The 15,989-nt window shown below is 57.7% G+C and carries 14 protein-coding genes; 7 read left to right on the forward strand and 7 right to left on the reverse strand.

The window, feature by feature from the left end:
• Nucleotides 1-265: 265 nt before the first annotated feature.
• A complete protein-coding gene (locus tag G5229_RS07190) occupies nucleotides 266-1,369 on the reverse strand; it encodes a leucine-rich repeat domain-containing protein (protein WP_421205575.1) in 1,104 nt (367 codons plus the stop codon).
• Nucleotides 1,370-2,342: 973 nt separating this feature from the next.
• On the opposite strand from G5229_RS07190, the gene G5229_RS07195 reads away from it, so the two are divergent.
• The 4 genes from G5229_RS07195 (at nucleotide 2,343) to melR (ending at nucleotide 7,240) form a co-directional block, all read left to right on the forward strand.
• Nucleotides 2,343-3,365, forward strand: a complete 1,023-nt coding sequence (locus tag G5229_RS07195) for a LacI family DNA-binding transcriptional regulator (RefSeq protein WP_216952773.1) — start codon at nucleotides 2,343-2,345, stop codon at nucleotides 3,363-3,365.
• Between the two features lie 114 nt (nucleotides 3,366-3,479).
• Nucleotides 3,480-4,943: a Na+/H+ antiporter NhaC gene (gene nhaC / locus G5229_RS07200; protein WP_421172685.1), complete on the forward strand. Its 1,464-nt coding sequence runs from the start codon at nucleotides 3,480-3,482 to the stop codon at nucleotides 4,941-4,943.
• Between the two features lies 1 nt (nucleotide 4,944).
• Complete coding sequence (locus G5229_RS07205) at nucleotides 4,945-6,126, forward strand: MalY/PatB family protein (protein ID WP_421172684.1); 1,182 nt, start codon at nucleotides 4,945-4,947, stop codon at nucleotides 6,124-6,126.
• Nucleotides 6,127-6,319: 193 nt separating this feature from the next.
• On the forward strand, nucleotides 6,320-7,240 hold the full coding sequence (melR, locus tag G5229_RS07210; protein WP_421172683.1) for a transcriptional regulator MelR: 921 nt from the start codon (nucleotides 6,320-6,322) through the stop codon (nucleotides 7,238-7,240).
• Between the two features lie 51 nt (nucleotides 7,241-7,291).
• Here melR and G5229_RS07215 read toward each other — a convergent pair whose 3' ends face one another.
• The 5 genes from G5229_RS07215 to G5229_RS07235 form a co-directional block, all read right to left on the reverse strand.
• Nucleotides 7,292-8,878: a hypothetical protein gene (locus G5229_RS07215; RefSeq protein WP_421208874.1), complete on the reverse strand. Its 1,587-nt coding sequence runs from the start codon at nucleotides 8,876-8,878 to the stop codon at nucleotides 7,292-7,294.
• A 58-nt stretch (nucleotides 8,879-8,936) separates the two neighbouring features.
• A complete protein-coding gene (gene melB / locus G5229_RS07220; protein WP_216952768.1) occupies nucleotides 8,937-10,337 on the reverse strand; it encodes a melibiose:sodium transporter MelB in 1,401 nt (466 codons plus the stop codon).
• 45 nt (nucleotides 10,338-10,382) lie between these two features.
• Nucleotides 10,383-11,735: an alpha-glucosidase/alpha-galactosidase gene (locus G5229_RS07225; RefSeq protein WP_421172679.1), complete on the reverse strand. Its 1,353-nt coding sequence runs from the start codon at nucleotides 11,733-11,735 to the stop codon at nucleotides 10,383-10,385.
• Nucleotides 11,736-11,937: 202 nt separating this feature from the next.
• On the reverse strand, nucleotides 11,938-12,447 hold the full coding sequence (locus G5229_RS07230) for a GNAT family N-acetyltransferase (RefSeq protein ID WP_421172677.1): 510 nt from the start codon (nucleotides 12,445-12,447) through the stop codon (nucleotides 11,938-11,940).
• Nucleotides 12,448-12,577: 130 nt separating this feature from the next.
• Nucleotides 12,578-13,399, reverse strand: a complete 822-nt coding sequence (locus G5229_RS07235; protein WP_201937502.1) for an HDOD domain-containing protein — start codon at nucleotides 13,397-13,399, stop codon at nucleotides 12,578-12,580.
• 169 nt (nucleotides 13,400-13,568) lie between these two features.
• On the opposite strand from G5229_RS07235, the gene G5229_RS07240 reads away from it, so the two are divergent.
• Nucleotides 13,569-13,832 carry a hypothetical protein gene (locus tag G5229_RS07240; RefSeq protein ID WP_042658108.1) on the forward strand — a complete coding sequence of 88 codons (264 nt, stop codon included), beginning with the start codon at nucleotides 13,569-13,571 and terminating at the stop codon, nucleotides 13,830-13,832.
• A gap of 100 nt (nucleotides 13,833-13,932) precedes the next feature.
• Here G5229_RS07240 and G5229_RS07245 read toward each other — a convergent pair whose 3' ends face one another.
• On the reverse strand, nucleotides 13,933-14,079 hold the full coding sequence (locus tag G5229_RS07245) for a hypothetical protein (RefSeq protein WP_302055900.1): 147 nt from the start codon (nucleotides 14,077-14,079) through the stop codon (nucleotides 13,933-13,935).
• A gap of 296 nt (nucleotides 14,080-14,375) precedes the next feature.
• Here G5229_RS07245 and G5229_RS07250 point away from each other — a divergent pair, with 296 nt between their 5' ends.
• Both G5229_RS07250 and G5229_RS07255 read left to right on the forward strand, forming a co-directional pair.
• Nucleotides 14,376-15,596: a PAS domain-containing protein gene (locus G5229_RS07250; RefSeq protein ID WP_421208875.1), complete on the forward strand. Its 1,221-nt coding sequence runs from the start codon at nucleotides 14,376-14,378 to the stop codon at nucleotides 15,594-15,596.
• Between the two features lie 15 nt (nucleotides 15,597-15,611).
• Entirely contained in the window at nucleotides 15,612-15,983 is a 372-nt protein-coding gene (locus tag G5229_RS07255; RefSeq protein WP_216954502.1) for an anti-anti-sigma factor, read from the forward strand.
• Nucleotides 15,984-15,989 lie beyond the last annotated feature (6 nt).

Consider the following 15,989-nt stretch of genomic DNA (forward strand, 5'->3'; position numbering starts at 1 on the left):
TTCATAAAAATACCCTTAAAAACATAGAGATAAGAGCATCCATAACAACAAAGCCCCCATCCAGAGGGGGGCTCGCGACCGTGATTTTATCTGATCAAGATGCAAATCTGAATGAACATTAAAGATGAATCATATCTGCTTGATTCACGTCAATTTTGTTTTCCATACCCTGTCCGGGATGGTCTCTCTCTTCCTCATTTAGTTAAAAAAAATGGCACTACCTGCCGGGAGTCATGGAGGTAGTGCCATAAAAGCCAGCCGCATATTAAGGCTGGAATACCTGCTGCACAACGCTACCGCTGGCAATCACCTTCTTGTTGCTGCTCTCGTAGGACCATGTCAGTGAATTCTGGCCTGCCCCTTCCCATACCAGCAGGTTGTTCGTCTCGTCATAGCTGCCGGGCGTCGCCCAGACAATCTCTGGTACCTCGTCTTGCGGAGTGCGCAAAACGATCTTGAGCCATTTCCCCTGCACCGTATCCGCCATCACCACATGTTGATTCTTCAATGACACACTGGTGTTGTCGTGCAGATAGGCCAGCGGCCGAGTGTTGCTGATGTAGTTGTCATCGGCAGTCAGCTTCGCCAGATAGCGCGGCCCATGCACTATCTTCTCGAGGTCATCCAGGCGACACCCCGACACATCCAGCTTCTGCAAAGCAGACAGGTTGGCCATGCCGGACCAATCCGCCATCTTGTTATTCGAAATATTCAGACCAACCAGGGTCGCAGGCATAAACTCCAGGGTGGAGATCTTGGCTGATGCCACCTCAAGCTGCTTGAGCTTGCTCATCTTTCCCAGCGGGGATAGGTCATCTATCGGGTTATCGCTGACGGACAAGGTGGTCAGATTCATCAGATCCGCAATCGGGCTCAGTGAATCAATCCCATTTCCCGAGATATCCAGCATGGTCAGCGTAGATATTCTGCCAAGTTGATGGATATCAGCGAGACGGTTGGCCGCTATTTTCAGCGTGGAGAGCGGCAGTTCACTGATTGCGGAAATATCACTGATATCGTTGTCCGTCACATCCAGTGAAACAAGATTGGTGGCAAACTGTAACCCGGTCAGGTTCTCGATATGTTTACCGACAGCATTGAGACTATCCAGCGCCAGCATATCCTGAGTCGTCACAGGATCTGCCTCAGCAATACCCAACGCAGATTTGACCGCGGCTTCCATATTCTTGTCAGGAAAATTGATAATCTCTGCATTGACTGCATCTGTCAGGAGTTGTTCATTATTTTCGGAAGGCTGCAACTGGATATATCCATTGCGATTATCGGCTTCATGTTCTGACACTGTGCCGGCAATGGCGGGGACAGACAGCGCCATTGAAATGGCAATTGCCAAGGTCGTGTTTTTCATTATTTACGTCTCTCGGTTTGTTGATTGCTATAAAACCCTACCGAAAATAGATTTCATGAAAAATAAAAAAATCGAGACATATTCATTATTGTGATCACCAACTGCTTATATTTTTAAATTACAAATAATTATAAATAATTTCGGCCAATACCATTCGTACATTTGCCAGATATTGGGTGAGCAAGGTTTATCACAGACCACAGGTTTCAGGTTGGTGTACATGAGCATATGTAATGACTCCTGGCGTAGCGCTCTACATCATTGGCAGCCAATAGCTCAATGAGCATAAGGGAGCCGCACAGATCGTCATGAGGCACGCTTTTTCCACCTATGCGAGATGAGGCCTCGCAACATCGCTGATTGGAAGGCTGCCAGAGCAACCTTGACAGACAACCTGCTGCAGCGGCTAACGGGATCTCGACCCAACCGAACTGATAGATGAAATAATCCCTGCCACCTCACGTCCATGACGCAGTGAAAACGACAACACAGCCCATTCCGCTGGCTGAGTTATCACCACCAGAGGAGAGGAAACGGCTCACTGGCCAAACGCTCTATGCCGGCCACCAGCAGAGAGAATTTTGACTGAGCGGGGTTTAGTGTGGGGTAAAAAAATAAAAAACACTTAACCAAAACAATTAAAAATATAATAATCAAACACTTATATGAATGCGGCGAGTCTTCCATCGAAGACCTCAACTGATCCTGCCTGCCCTCCGGCAGCGCCCGATGCAGACAGGCCGCAACTCACGGCGGCCTCTTTGCTTATCCCCCTCCGCCATCATCTGGTGATAGTACACCCCGCATCGTCTCTGCTCCTTCCCTTAGCCTCTTTATCTCATTCGCCTTGCAAACCACCAATGTGCCACTCCGATCACAAATCGCAGTAAAGCGAACCGCAAGAGGTAGCTGACATACCGAGTTGTCGTTATAAGAGAGCCCCTTATCTCCGGAGTATGAACAAGGCAATCAGATGGCCACCATCAGACAGGTCGCAACCCTCGCCAAGGTCTCGACGGCAACCGTCTCAAGAGTGATCAATAACTCTGCCCATGTTGAACCGGCGACCAGGGAACGGGTAGAGAAAGCAATGCGTGCGCTCGACTATCGACGCGACATGGCGGCAGTGGCTCTGGCAAAACGCAGCGGCAATATGCTCGGCCTGTTGACCGGCAATCTGGCCGATCCCTTCTTTGCCAGACTGGCCCGCGGAGTAGAAGCCATCAGCCGGCAGCACGGCTTTCGGTTGATGGTCTGTAGCGGGTCCCATCAAAGCGAGCAGGAGCAGTATGGGCTCGAGTTTCTGATCAATCAGGGCTGCGAAGCCATCGTTGCCCATACCACTCGCCTCTCTGACGAACTGCTGCTCCGTTACGCCTCACACATGCCAGCACTCATTCCCATCAATCGCTATCTGCCCGAGCTGGCTCACCGCAGTGTCTGGCTGGACAACCGGGCAGGCACCCGAGCCGCCGTCGACCATCTGGTGGCTCAAGGTCATCGCCGGATCGGCTTCATCACCTGTGATTTGCCCATCGCCGATCGGCAGCTCCGCCTGGAGGGATATGAGCAAGGAATGGCTCACTATCATCTGGCACTCAAACCACAGTGGGTTATCAGCCAGCCCTTTACCGAGGAGGGGGGCGAACAGGCGGCGGCGCGCTTGCTTGCTGAGTGCCCCGAGGTAACCGCCGTGCTCACTTTCAACGATGTGATGGCGGCAGGCATGATGTCGCACCTGAGAAAATGCGGGCGACGGATCCCTGAAGACCTGTCGATTATCGGGTTCGATGACATCATGCTGGCCCGCTACCTCTACCCGACACTGACCACTCTGCACTACCCCATTGAGACCATGGCCAAACGGGCTGCCGAGCTGGCCATCACCCGACTGCAACAGCAGGACCCGGGCCCGGAGATCCATGAGTTCACCCCTGCACTGGTCATTCGCGAGTCGGTTATGCCCCTGACGCAACCTCCCCTTCTGCGACCATGATCACGTTCCAGAACACCATGTAACCGGTTACATGGCTGGCGTGCAAGGCTCACATTTCCACCAGGCTGCTCGCCCCACAATGGCGCCATGTTCTGAAGCGATGGATCAACTGTGATGAAACAAGAGAGAAAGACCCTGACCCTGGGGCTTGCCACATTACCCATTCTGGTGATGCTGGGGCTCCTGATCGTTGGCTATGTTCTGATGGGATTGCGCATTGAGCCACTGCTCCTGCTGTCCGCCATCTTCACAGCACTGCTCGCCTGCTGGCAGGGATATAGCTGGGACGAGATCATCCAGTCCATCGCCCAGAAGCTGGCCAAGGCGATGCCGGTCATTCTGATCCTGGTCTGTGTGGGTGGATTGATTGGCAGCTGGATGTTCAGCGGCACCATCCCTTACATGGTCTATTGGGGGCTCAAGCTGATCAGCCCGCAATACATTCTCATTGCGGCCTTCTTCATCACCAGTCTGGTCTCGGTCTGTACCGGTACCTCCTGGGGATCAGCGGGCACCGTCGGGGTAGCCCTGATGGGGGTTGCGCACGGTCTGGATGTTTCGCTGGCAGCGGCAGCCGGGGCGGTGGTGTCAGGCGCCTATTTCGGCGACAAGATCTCCCCTCTCTCCGATTCGACCAACTTCGCCGCCATTGTGGCCGATACCACCCTCTACGCCCATATCCAGCACCTGCTCTGGACCACGCTGCCCAGCTTCCTGCTGGCTGCCGGCGTCTTCTTCGTCGCCGGTTTTTCAGTCATCGGTGAAGAGGTGGCCACACCGGAGAAGGTCATCACCATCCTGTCCACACTGGAGCAGCTCTACCACTTCAATCCTCTCCTGCTGCTGCCCCCGCTGATTGTGCTGTGGGGGGCGATCGCCAAGAAGCCCACTATTCCCTTGATGCTGCTGGCCAGCGCCATCGCCATTATCCTCGGGATTACGTTGCAGGGATTGCCGCTACAGTCCGGTTTCAATGCCCTGATCGACGGCTTCAACCTCACCATGTTCACCCCGCTGGGTCATGACGTCAGCCAGCTGCTCCCCGATATCCCCCGCCTACTCAATCGCGGTGGCATGTTCTCGATGATGAGCACCATTCTACTGGTCTTCTGCGCCTTCTCCTTTGCCGGTGTACTGACCCTGACGGGGGCGCTCGACCTCATCATCAATCGCCTGCTGACCCTTATTCACTCCACTGGCCAATTGATCGCCTCGACCATTGCCACCACCCTGCTGGTCACCGGTGCCACCAGTGACGGCAAGCTGGCCCTGCTCATCCCGGGCGAGCTGTTTCAGGACGCCTACCGTCGCATGGGGCTGGATACCAAGAACCTCTCCCGCACCATAGAGGATGCGGGCACCGTGATTGAGCCCCTGATCCCCTGGACGGCTGCTGGTGTCTATATGGCGGGCACCCTTGGCATCCCGACGCTCGATTACCTCCCCTGGGCCATCCAGTGCTATGCCGCCCTTTTCTTTGCCCTGGGCTACGGCTTTACCGGTATTGGCATCGCCCATGCAGACCGGAAAGAGGTGACAGGGGAGCCGCGGACCATGACAGTGGCGGAGGAGCGATAAGATGCCGGAGCACAACTTTGACCAAGTGATTGATCGCCACAATACCAACTCCATCAAGTGGGACTGTATGCCCCAGTACCTTGGCATCGACGGCAGCGATCTGCTACCCATGTGGGTATCCGATTTCGACTTTGCCTGTCCACCAACCGTGCAGCAGGCACTGCAACGGCGGGTCGCCCACGGCGTATTCGGATACAGCGAGCGACGGGATGACTACTTCAGCGCCATACAACAGTGGTTTGCCCGGCGCCATCAGATCACCATAGAACGGGAGTGGATCCACTCCGTCGAGGGGGTGATCCCCGGCATCTCGCTGCTACTGCAAATGCTGACACAACCCGGAGAAGGGATTGTTGTCCAGGGCCCCTGTTATGGTTCCTTTGCCAAGATCATCGCGCTGAACGAGCGACGACTGCTAGATAACCCGTTGCTGCGAAAAGGGAATCGCTACGAGATGGATCTGCCGCAGCTGGCACGTCTCTTCATGGTGGAGCGCCCCGCCATGATGATCCTCTGCAATCCCCACAACCCGACCGGCAGGAGCTGGACGTTCACCGAGCTCTATGAACTGGCGACCCTGTGCCAGCAGCACGGCGTGACGCTGGTATCAGACGAGATCTGGGCCGATCTGCAACTGGCTGGCCATCGGCATACCTCGGTGCTCTCCCTGCCGCCCCATTTGCTGCCCAACATGGTGGTAGCGACCTCTGCCAGCAAGAGCTTCGGTCTCTCCTCGCTGCGCATCTCCAACTTCATCATCCCGGATCCTGCGCTGCGCCAGCGCTTCAAACAGCGTCTCGATGCCCATGGTCTGGATGTATTCAATGCGCTCTCCATGGAGGCTGCCACTGCGGCCTATCAGCACGGCGAGGCATGGCTAAACGGGCTGCTCGCCTATCTGACAGACAATCGCCACTGGTTTGCCGAGCAGCTGGCAACCCGGTTGCCCCGTCTGCAACTGATGGAGGCCGATGCCACCTATCTGGCCTGGATCGATTGCCGCCAGCTGGAGCTGGATGACGATGAGCTGAAACAGCGGCTTATCGAAGAGGCGAGAGTTGTCCCGTCGATGGGGATCGGCTTTGGCAAAGGGGGGCAGGGCTTTATTCGCCTCAATCTGGGCTGCCCGCGCAGCTATCTGGAACAAGCACTCACCGGACTGGAGCGGCTGGTGTCCAGATGACATCGCAGAGCAGGGGACAACAGGGGTAGAGCATGCAACCCCGCTGTCTCCTGCATACCCCAACTGTGAGTTCACCGGCAGTTTCCCGCTCTGGTGCACCACAAGATGCAATAACGGAACGACCGCCACAGGCAGAGACTCGGAATGGTGATACAAACAGGGTCTCTTCAATCCACCTGATAACGATGCCTGCATGATGACGAAGCTTGAACGCCCCTACTTTTCCAGCGTGCACGAGACCGATGAGGGGCTAAGCAGCCCCCTCTCGCTCTACTCCGTTTATGAGGCGATCGATGTGGAACTGCGGGCTCCCCACGAGATGGCCGGTTACCACTGGCATGGCCAGGTGGAAGTCAACATCCCGTTCGATGGCGATGTGGAGTACACCATGAATGGCCAATCCTTTACCCTGGCGGCAGGGCATGCAGGGTTGTTCTGGGCGGCCATTCCCCATCAGCTGACCCGTATCGGCCACTGCTCGCAAATGGGCCTCATCAATATACCGATCCATCTGTTTCTCTCCTGGCCCATCAATCGGGAGCTGCTGAATCAGGTCACCCATGGCGGCGTACTGCAGTCGCGATCAGCCATGCTGGTGAGCGAGTTTGAACTGACCCGCTGGGTCACGGAGAGCCGGATGGATGACCCTGGCCGTCAGCAACTGGTTGCCGACGAGATCTGCCTGATGTTGCGGCGCCTAGGGCTGGATGGCTGGAGCCGCCTGCTCGCCAACCACAGCAATCAGGGGACGACGACGGGTGCCTCGAAACACTCCCAGTTCCATGTGCAGCAGATGCTCGAATACATTGCCGCCCACCATGATGCCCCGCTCACCACCAGGGAGCTGGCCGATCATGTTGGGTTGCACCCCAACTACGCCATGGGGCTGTTTCAGAAGGTGATGCAGATGAGCATCAAGCAGTACGTCACCGCGATGCGGATCAACCATGCCAGAGCCCTGCTCAGCGATACCGACCGCACCATCCTCGATGTCGCACTGACGGCAGGTTTCAACTCCAGCAGCCGCTTCTATGAGACCTTCCAGCGTTATCTGGGGCTGACACCGAGTCGCTACCGCCAACTGAGTCGGGAACGGGCCAACTCTTCGCAGTAAATTCCCAAATAAAAAAGGGGCTCACGCCCCCCTGACTCAATCTCTCCCCGCTTAGCGGGACGGTACCGATACATTCACTCGTCCACCCGGCGGCACAGTCACCTCGACCGCACTCACAGTGACTCCGTTGAGGCGCTGCATACGCGCCTTGCGCAGCTTGCCATCCACCAGCAGGAATCCGTGGTTGCCCGGGAAGCGGGCCTCCCAGAACAGCGCGCGCGGCCCCGTGTTGCCCAACTTGCTGGCGGTAACGCCCTCATGGCGCAGTGACAACCGGTGGGCCCCGACCGGCAGTTGCTCGATGGCTACCCAGTCGATGAAAGCGGGCAATCGGGGCAGGGTTGCCACCCGGTGCGCGGCCGCATCCGGCTCAACCCCCATCATCCCCTCCACGGTCTGCGACACCAGCGTAAAGGAGATCTCCGGATAGTCGCCATTGGTGCCCTGACTAGGCCGCTCATGGGGGAGATTTCGCTTGGCCAGAATGTAGCGCATCCAGCGCCACGCCTCCTCGTTGCGCTGATAGGGGAAATAGGTATCCGGCAGATAGGTGTAGGCCTCGATGTTGGCGGGTGCCTGTGGTGTCGAGCCGATCCCCTCGCCCACCATCTCGCTGATAAAGTCGAGATAGCGGTCATTGCGCGGCCCCGGCTCTGATAGCCGCTTCATCGGAATAAACCAGCTGTTCTCCTTGCCAAAATCGTTGCGCTTGCTGAGATTGCTGTCGAGGATGCGGGCATAGTGGCCCTGCTCATCCCCGGCAACCCGGCTCCACTCCTCGTTGAAGTAGCGCTTCAGCAGCACCGCCTTGCGCTGCCAGACTTGCGCCGCCCGCTTTTCACCGCGAGCCTGCAGCATAGCGGCATAAGCCAGCGTCGCCTGATACTGGGAGCCGATGGCATCGGCTGCCTCTATCGGGTGCTCAGCCCGCTCGTTGTAGGTGCAGGATCCCTGGAAAATACCTCCCTTGCCCTCGGCGATCCCGTTGGGGTGCTGCTCATCATGCAGCGCGATGAAGTCGGTCAGCACCTTGCCGTAAAAGGACCACAGCTCGGGATCCTCGATATAGCGGCGATCGCCGCTCCAGAGGTAGGCGTGGTAAGCCTTCTCCACCAACTCGAACTGGGCGGGCACCTCGCGCACGAACCAGCTGTCGTCCTTGTAGTCGATGGTGTGGGGAGAGCCATCAAAGTTGAAGGCCCAGAGGGTATACCACTTGCGCGCGTCGGTGGCATTGCGAGCAAACACCTTGAACATCGAAAAGTTCTCGGCGCGCCAGCCAGCAATCTCGGCACCGGCAACCTGATGGGCAAAGTCGCGTCCGTAAAAGGCCGTGCGATCGTAATAGCCGGCCCAGTATGAGGGGATGTAGTCATGCAGGCCGGTGCCATCCCCCTCCGGGTGGTACTCGTCCTTGTTGGTGACGCCACGCTGGCCGGTCATGATGAACTGCGCCGTTTTGGCGGCCGCCCAGTTGAATCCTTCCGCCAGTTCGGTGCTGGAAGAGCTGAGATGCACGGCCGGTTGCGATGCTGCCTCCACTCCGGCGGCGACCGCCGGCTGCGCACAGAGGGTAGCGATGCCTGCCGCCATCATGGCGCATGAGAGACGAGCCCGGCGACTCATTGGATATCCCATGTTCAACTCCTTTGATGATGAACGCCGACCCCAAGGTCGGCGTTATAGGTGAAAGAGATCAGCTGGCCGCCGCCTGCGCCTGCTTGGCCTCGATACTTTCGGATTCATATTTGCACATCAGATGATCTACCACCTTGCTCTGGTAGTGGCCGTTGAGCTTGTAGAAGCGGAAGTAAACAAACAGGGTCAGGGCAAAGAAGATGGCCGGCAGCACCACCATGATGGCCTGCATGCCGAAGAGGGTTTCGGCACTCTGCACCGCATTGGGGACATAACCGACCAGAGTCAACATGACACCGATGAAGAAGCCGGCGAAGGCCGAGCCAGCCTTGACCACCATGGTCTGCACCGAGTAAGCGATGCTCTCGTTGCGGGTGCCAAGCTTGTACTCGCCATAGTCGACCGTGTCGGCGACCATGATCACCTGTAGCACCCAGAACAGGGCGGTACCTATGTGGAGCAGGATGCCGGAGAGGATGATCAGCGCGACATTCTGGGGAGCAATGAAACCGATATACATCAGCATCAGGCAGCTCGTTATGGGGCAGAGTGAGGCCAACGCCCAGAGCACCCGCCGCGAGATGAAGCGGGCCAGCCGCGGGAAGATCATCAGGGTGATCAGGTTGGCGATGCCCCCGTACATCATGAAGCTGGGAAAGAGGGACTCCTGACCAATCACATAGGTAAAGTAGTAGATGGCGAAGGCGGTGATGGTGTTGTTCGCCACGTTGTAGCAGAGCGCCATAAACAGCACGCTGGTGAGCTGATCGTTGCGGAAAATAAGCTTGACCGAATCCATGATGGTGGTGCGCTGCTGACTGACAGTGGGGGTCGCGGCCGAGCTGTAGCGCTCCTTAACATTGCGCAGGGTGACCAGGGTCGAGACAAGAAAGAAGGCGACCAGGATGAAGGTGAACATCAGAAAACCGTGGGCCTTGTCCCCCTGGCCAAAATAGTCCACTACCTTGAGGCCGATGGCACCGGTAATAAGCCAGGAGAGACTGGCAAAGAAGCGGGGATAGGGAACCAGTGCCTCGCGCTCGTGCTTGTCGATGGTCAACGTTGGCACCAGCGACCAGAAGGGTATATCCATCAGGGTATAGGTCATGCCCCACAGGATGTAGGTGATGGCCACATAGACGAGCAGGGCCGTCCCTTCGAAATAGTGGGCACTGAACACCATCACCAGGGCGATGGAGTTGACCACTGTACCGATCAGTATCCAGGGTTTGAACTTGCCCCAACGGCTACGGGTATTGTCGACAATCCACCCCATGATGGGGTCATTGACCGCATCCCAAATCCTGGCAATCAGAAAGATGGTGCCGACGAAGGCAGCCGACACCCCCACCACATCCGTGTAGTAGAACATCAGGTACATGTAGACGATGCCGATGGCAAAATCCTTGCCGAAGGCCCCGAAGCCATAGCTCAACTTGGTTTTCAGCGAGACGCTCATGGTTTATCTCCTTGGGGGTTAAGCCCCCCCGCAGGGGGCTCTTGCTCAGCCGTGAATCCACTCCGGCAACCAGCCGCGGTGGGCTTCAATCAGTTCGTCGATCAGGGCGTAGATCTCGTCCATGCCAAGCACTGCTGCGGTGTGGGGGTCGAGCAGGGCTGCATGGTAGATGCTTTCCCGCTTGCGCTCGGTGATCGCTTCGGTGACTAGCGCCTGCACGTTGATGTTGGTGCTCATCAGGGCGGCCAGATGGGTTGGCAGCCGACCGATGGCGGTGGGCTGAATGCCGTTGGCATCCACCAGACAGGGCACCTCCACGCAGCAGCCATCCGGCAGGTTGGTAATGAGGCCGTCGTTTCTGACGTTGCCATAAATGACGCTGGGCTCACCGCTCCAGAGGGAGTTGATGATGACGCTCGCATACTCGTTCGATTCGGGCACCTCGACCCGTTCGGCCTGACGATAGGCAGTGAGGTCATCCTGCCAGCGGGCAATCTGCTCGACGCAGCGCTTGGGATACTCGTCGAGCGGCACCTTGTAGCGCTCGATGAGATCGGGGCGTCCCGGCTTGATGAAGTAGGGGGTGTACTCGGCAAAGTGCTCGGAAGATTCGGTAACAAAGTAGCCAAACTTCTTGAACAGCTCGTAGCGCACCAGATTCTGGCAACGCTGGTTGTGGTGCAGGCCGGGTTTGGGGGCAGTCCCCGCTTCATAGGCAGCCAGCAGCTCGGGATAGAGATTGACGAATTCGCCGCTCTCCAGCTGATGCTCAAGGGTCAAATAGAAGGCCATGTGGTTGATACCGGCACAGCGATAACGCAAGGTCGCCGGATCGATGCCGAGATCACGGGCCAACTCGTGCGCCGTTCCCTGCACCGAGTGGCACAGTCCCACCTGCTTGATATGAGGGAACTGTTGATACATGGCCCAGGTGTTCATCGCCATCGGGTTGACGTAGTTGAGCATGGTGGCGTCGGGGCACACCTCGCTCATTACCTCGCACACCCGCCAAAGATTAGGGATGGTGCGCAGTGCCCGCATGATGCCGCCGGGCCCAAGCGTATCGGCAATGGTCTGTTCGAGACCGTGGCGTTTGCACACCTCGAAATCGGTCACGGTACAGGGCTCGTAACCGCCGATCTGGAAAGCAACGATGACAAAGTTGGCCCCTGCCAGCGCAGGTTTCAGCTCGGTATGGCAACTGAGCAGCCCCTTGGCACCGCTGGAATCCATCAGCTTGCGCACCACAATCTGGGACTCTTCAAGCCGCTGTGGATCTATGTCCATCAGGGAGATGTTGGCATTTTTCAGGGCCGGTTTGTGAAACACATCGCCCAGGATGTTCTTCACAAAGATGGTAGAGCCTGCGCCGATAAAGGTGATATTGGGAGTTCTCATGTCCATTGCTCCAATGACGGTGAAACCAGTGTGCCTACTATGCAGGGCTGGTCCCGTCAGGTGCGTCTCGCTTACGGAACAGAGACTCCCAAAAACTCATTTTTGATGGGCTGGCTGACAAGATCTTAGGAAACGGGACACTTGTTCCCGAAAGTGGGACTCCCTTCTCCTGGCATCGACCGGCTCGCAGACAGCCGGAACGTTACTCCGTTACCCCGGATTCGAGCAGCAGGCACTCATCGGCATCTTCGCTCAATTTGACCAGTCGACTGTGCACCAGCCCCAGCTTGGCCAGCAGGCCGATGGATCGCTCGTTGCCCGGAGTGACGATGGCAACTACCTGCCCGATCCCCAACCGGCTTTTGCCATCGGCAAGGGCGGCCTGCGCCGCTTCAATGGCGTAGCCCTGGCCACGATATTGCGGCAGGAAGGCGTAACCGATATCGACCTGCTCCAGGGTATCGCGCTTGATCAGACCGCAGATACCGAGGCTGGCACCGTCATCCTTGCGCTCCACCAGATAGAGCCCGTGACCATAGCGGGCATAGCTGACTGCCGGCCCCTGCTGGATATACTCCTGCGCCTGTTCGAGGGTGCGAATGCCCCGATCACCGATGTAGCGATAGAAGTCACCGTCATTGAGCAGCTCAAGGATGAAGGGGGCGTCGGTGGCAATCATTTCGCGCAGGATCAGGCGGGAGGAGGCAATCATGGCAAGGGCTCTCAAACGGAAAGTGAAGGGCAAAGAGTGCCCCGTCACTCCCGGACTGGCAAGCCTGTGGCACCATCACTCATACAAAAGGGGTCGCAGTGCGACCCCTGACGAGATGGGAGAAACGGGCTCAGGCGGCCAGCAGTCCGGCATAGCCGTTGCCCTGCTCGCGCAACGCAGTGAACTGGGCAGCGCAATCGGCCCAGCTCAGCCCCAACGCATCTGCCACCTTGTGGGGCCACTCAGGGGGCGCCTCTTCCCCCACATCGGACTGGGCCGCCAGCACAATGGCCAGATGGATCAACCCGGCCTCGGCGGAAAATACCTTGGCCAGCATGGGATTGTAGTGATACTCCACCGCATTGCTGATGGTATCGGGAAACTTCCAGTAACGAGCCATGGCCGCCCCGACCTGGGCATAGTTGAAGCCAACCACCAGCTCTTCTGCCTTGGCCCGCCCCTTGTGCAGCTCCAGATCGTGAATGTGGTGGACAGTGTTTTCAGGCAGCCCCACGTGCATCACCAGCCGGCCAAGATCGTGCAGCAGAGCGCAGGTAAAAACCTCATCTCCCTTCATCCCTTTCTTCACCGCCAGACGGCGGGCCAGTTCAGCCACGTTGAAGACGCAGCCCCAGAAATGTTTGAGATCAATGCCGGGCACGGCCTTGACCGATTCGGTGAGCCCGCAGGCCAGCACCATGTTGCGCACCATCGCCAGTCCAAGCCGCACCGCGGCTTCATTGACGGTGCCGATCTGACGACTGCTGCCGAATTTGGCCGAGTTGGCCAGCCGCAGCAACTTGGCGGAGATGACAGGGTCCTTGTTGATCAACTTGCTGATCTTCAGCAGATCCGGATCCTTTTCATTGAAGGTCTGGATCAAATCGCGCATCACTTCCGGGATCTGGGGCAGTAGCTTGGGCTCAGCCAGCAGGGAATCTATCGTGGGCATAGGCGTGTCCATCCATGTTATCTGTGTTCCAACCTGTTTGCCTTGGCAAACTCTTCCTAATTATGGGTAACAAATGGCCTCCTCATCGGATTGTTTATTCGCTGGCCATTCAAGGTGTTAGTCACATTCAGGCTATACTGGCCGCCACATTCACTGTTGCGGATATCCCATGAACGACACTCAGGAATTTTTTGACGAAGAGACGCTGCTGGAGATGGTGGAGAACCAGCTCAACGATGGTCACCCTCCCCATGTGAAGGCGACCCTGATGCGGCTGGTGATGAAGGGCACCCCGCGGGAAGAGGCGTTGCAATATATCGCCTGCGCCCTAGGGGCCGAGCTGATGGCGATGGAGGCCGATCAGGGCCCCTTCAATCTGACCCGCTACGGCGAATTCCTCGACAGCCTGCCCGAGATGCCGTGGGCTGACTGATAACCGGAGCTGACCAAGGCGCTACGCCTTTGCATGACTCCTTAAAAACAGAAGGGCGGGCGCCAATGGCCCCGCCCTTGTTGTATGGATCCGCTCCGGATCAGAACTGGGAGTTGATGACCACCTCTTCCCCCAGCGCCCCTGCCAACGGCAGTGGTCGATAGCTGGAGTTGGCGGCCCGCAGCAGCCGAATGCCGCGAATGCCGACCTCCTGCGCCGCCTTGATATCACCGTAGAAGAGCGTCATCTGCTTATCCTTGAGCCACTGCACCTTGGTGTTCTGCCCCGCTGGCCACCGGCGAAGATCACCGGATTGAGCTGGTCGGCCGGAATATTCATGGTCTGCTGCAGGATCTGGCTCACGGTCTCGGTCTTGGTCTTGGTGGCTAGCCCCCCATTTTATCCGCCTGGGATAAGCCTCCACCAACCAGGATATGACAAGCCTCTTTTGACCCTAGATATCGGCTGGAAGAGCCAGAGTGGGCTATAACTGCTTAACACCCGCTATTGATATCAAAATCAACGACTCTCTCTGGAGATGCCATGGACGCGCACACTTCCTCTTCCAATACCACAGGTTCGGCCCCTTCCACTCATCATGCCGGGATAGACACCCTCGATCAGGTGCTGGTACGGCTCGAACTCTCGCCAGAGGGGCAGATCCTTGATGCCAACCCGCGATTTCTGAGCCTCATGGGCTACACGCTAGATGAGCTCTCCGGCAAGCACTACGGCATGCTGCTCTCCCCGGACCAGGTGCAATCCGCCACACATGACACCTTTCAGGCCGCACTGCGCAGCGGCTCCTCGCAGGAGGACGAGCTTCACCTGCTGGACAAGCCGGGACGGGATGTCTGGATCCGTGGAGCCTGCAGCCCGGTTCTGGATGACAATGGACAACTATCTCGTATGACTCTGTACGCCATGGATCTGACCGGGCAGAAGCAGCTCACGGCCAGCTTCGAGGGCCAGCTCAATGCGCTGAGCCGGGTCATGGGCAAGGTCGAGTTTTCGCTGGAGGGCACCATACTGGATGCCAATCCACGCTTTCTCGACATAGTGGGTTACCAGCTGGAAGAGCTGAAAGGGCAACACCACAGGCTGCTGGTTGACCCAGACTACGCCCAGTCGGCGGATTACCTCGCCTTCTGGGACACGCTGCGCCGGGGCGAGTTTCTGGCTGGCGAATTCTGCCGCCTGAACAAGCAGGGACAGGAGGTATGGATCCAGGGCTCCTACAACCCCGTGCTGGATCTGAACGGCAAGCCCAGTAAAATCGTCAAGTTTGCCACCGACATCACGGCGCAGGTGGAGCAGCACCGCCAGCTCAAACAGGCGATGGTGGAAGCGGAAGAGGCCGCCAGAGTGCGCGAGGAGCTGCACAAGTCTCTGCAAGAGATGTCGACCCCTGTCACCCCTATCTGGGACGGGATCCTGCTGCTGCCACTGGTTGGGATCATCGACTCCATGCGCACTGCCGACGTGATGAACAAGTCGCTCACCAAGATTGCCGAAACCCGCGCCCGGGTCTTTGTGCTGGATATTGCCGGAGTCGCCACCGTGGACACTGGCGTCGCCAACCGGCTGATCAAGATCACCAAGGCGACCCAGTTTATGGGCTGTGAAGCCATCATCTCGGGAGTCTCCCCCGCCATTGCCCGTACCATGGTGGAGCTGGGGGTGTCGGTCGGTGACGTCCGTACCACAGCGACCCTGAGAGACGCCTTCGAAATAGCGCTCAAACGGGTTGGCTCAGCCCTCTAGGTCGCGGCAATGACCATGCAGCTCAACAACGATCTTGGCATCGCCGATATGGCCGACTGCATAGTAGTCAGCATGCGCCCCGATCTCGGAGACGACGGCATGCAGATGCTGATGCAGGCCCTCTCCCAGCGACTGGTACACGGGCGTCACCATGCAGTCTTGCTCGACTTCTCCGGCGTCATGCTACTGGATCACCATGAATTCAGACAGGTTTGCAAACTTGCCGAGGTGTGCCGTCTGTTGGGTGCCACCTGCCTGCTGGTAGGGCTCAATGCCGGGATCGCCGCATTTCTGGCGCTAGCCGAGGCACAGCCCGGGCCACTGCGCTGCTTCATCGACATGGACGACGCTTTTGCCCATGTCAGCCGCCTCCAGGGCGAGGAATAAACCGCC

Source organism: Aeromonas sp. 602396 (assembly GCF_049173735.1).
GTDB lineage: Bacteria > Pseudomonadota > Gammaproteobacteria > Enterobacterales > Aeromonadaceae > Aeromonas > Aeromonas veronii_A.

Excerpts from the sequence above, each read along its gene's own strand:
- G5229_RS07245 (WP_302055900.1), bottom strand. The coding sequence starts at position 14,079 with ATGACGCTCTTCTACGGTGATATCAAGGCGGCGCAGGAGGTCGGCATT.
- G5229_RS07235 (WP_201937502.1), bottom strand. The coding sequence starts at position 13,399 with ATGCCCACGATAGATTCCCTGCTGGCTGAGCCCAAGCTACTGCCCCAG.
- G5229_RS07215 (WP_421208874.1), bottom strand. The coding sequence starts at position 8,878 with ATGGGATATCCAATGAGTCGCCGGGCTCGTCTCTCATGCGCCATGATG.
- melR (WP_421172683.1), top strand. The coding sequence starts at position 6,320 with ATGATGACGAAGCTTGAACGCCCCTACTTTTCCAGCGTGCACGAGACC.
- G5229_RS07225 (WP_421172679.1), bottom strand. The coding sequence starts at position 11,735 with ATGAGAACTCCCAATATCACCTTTATCGGCGCAGGCTCTACCATCTTT.
- G5229_RS07255 (WP_216954502.1), top strand. The coding sequence starts at position 15,612 with ATGCAGCTCAACAACGATCTTGGCATCGCCGATATGGCCGACTGCATA.
- nhaC (WP_421172685.1), top strand. The coding sequence starts at position 3,480 with ATGAAACAAGAGAGAAAGACCCTGACCCTGGGGCTTGCCACATTACCC.
- G5229_RS07190 (WP_421205575.1), bottom strand. The coding sequence starts at position 1,369 with ATGAAAAACACGACCTTGGCAATTGCCATTTCAATGGCGCTGTCTGTC.
- G5229_RS07240 (WP_042658108.1), top strand. The coding sequence starts at position 13,569 with ATGAACGACACTCAGGAATTTTTTGACGAAGAGACGCTGCTGGAGATG.
- G5229_RS07250 (WP_421208875.1), top strand. The coding sequence starts at position 14,376 with ATGGACGCGCACACTTCCTCTTCCAATACCACAGGTTCGGCCCCTTCC.
- G5229_RS07195 (WP_216952773.1), top strand. The coding sequence starts at position 2,343 with ATGGCCACCATCAGACAGGTCGCAACCCTCGCCAAGGTCTCGACGGCA.
- G5229_RS07230 (WP_421172677.1), bottom strand. The coding sequence starts at position 12,447 with ATGATTGCCTCCTCCCGCCTGATCCTGCGCGAAATGATTGCCACCGAC.
- melB (WP_216952768.1), bottom strand. The coding sequence starts at position 10,337 with ATGAGCGTCTCGCTGAAAACCAAGTTGAGCTATGGCTTCGGGGCCTTC.
- G5229_RS07205 (WP_421172684.1), top strand. The coding sequence starts at position 4,945 with ATGCCGGAGCACAACTTTGACCAAGTGATTGATCGCCACAATACCAAC.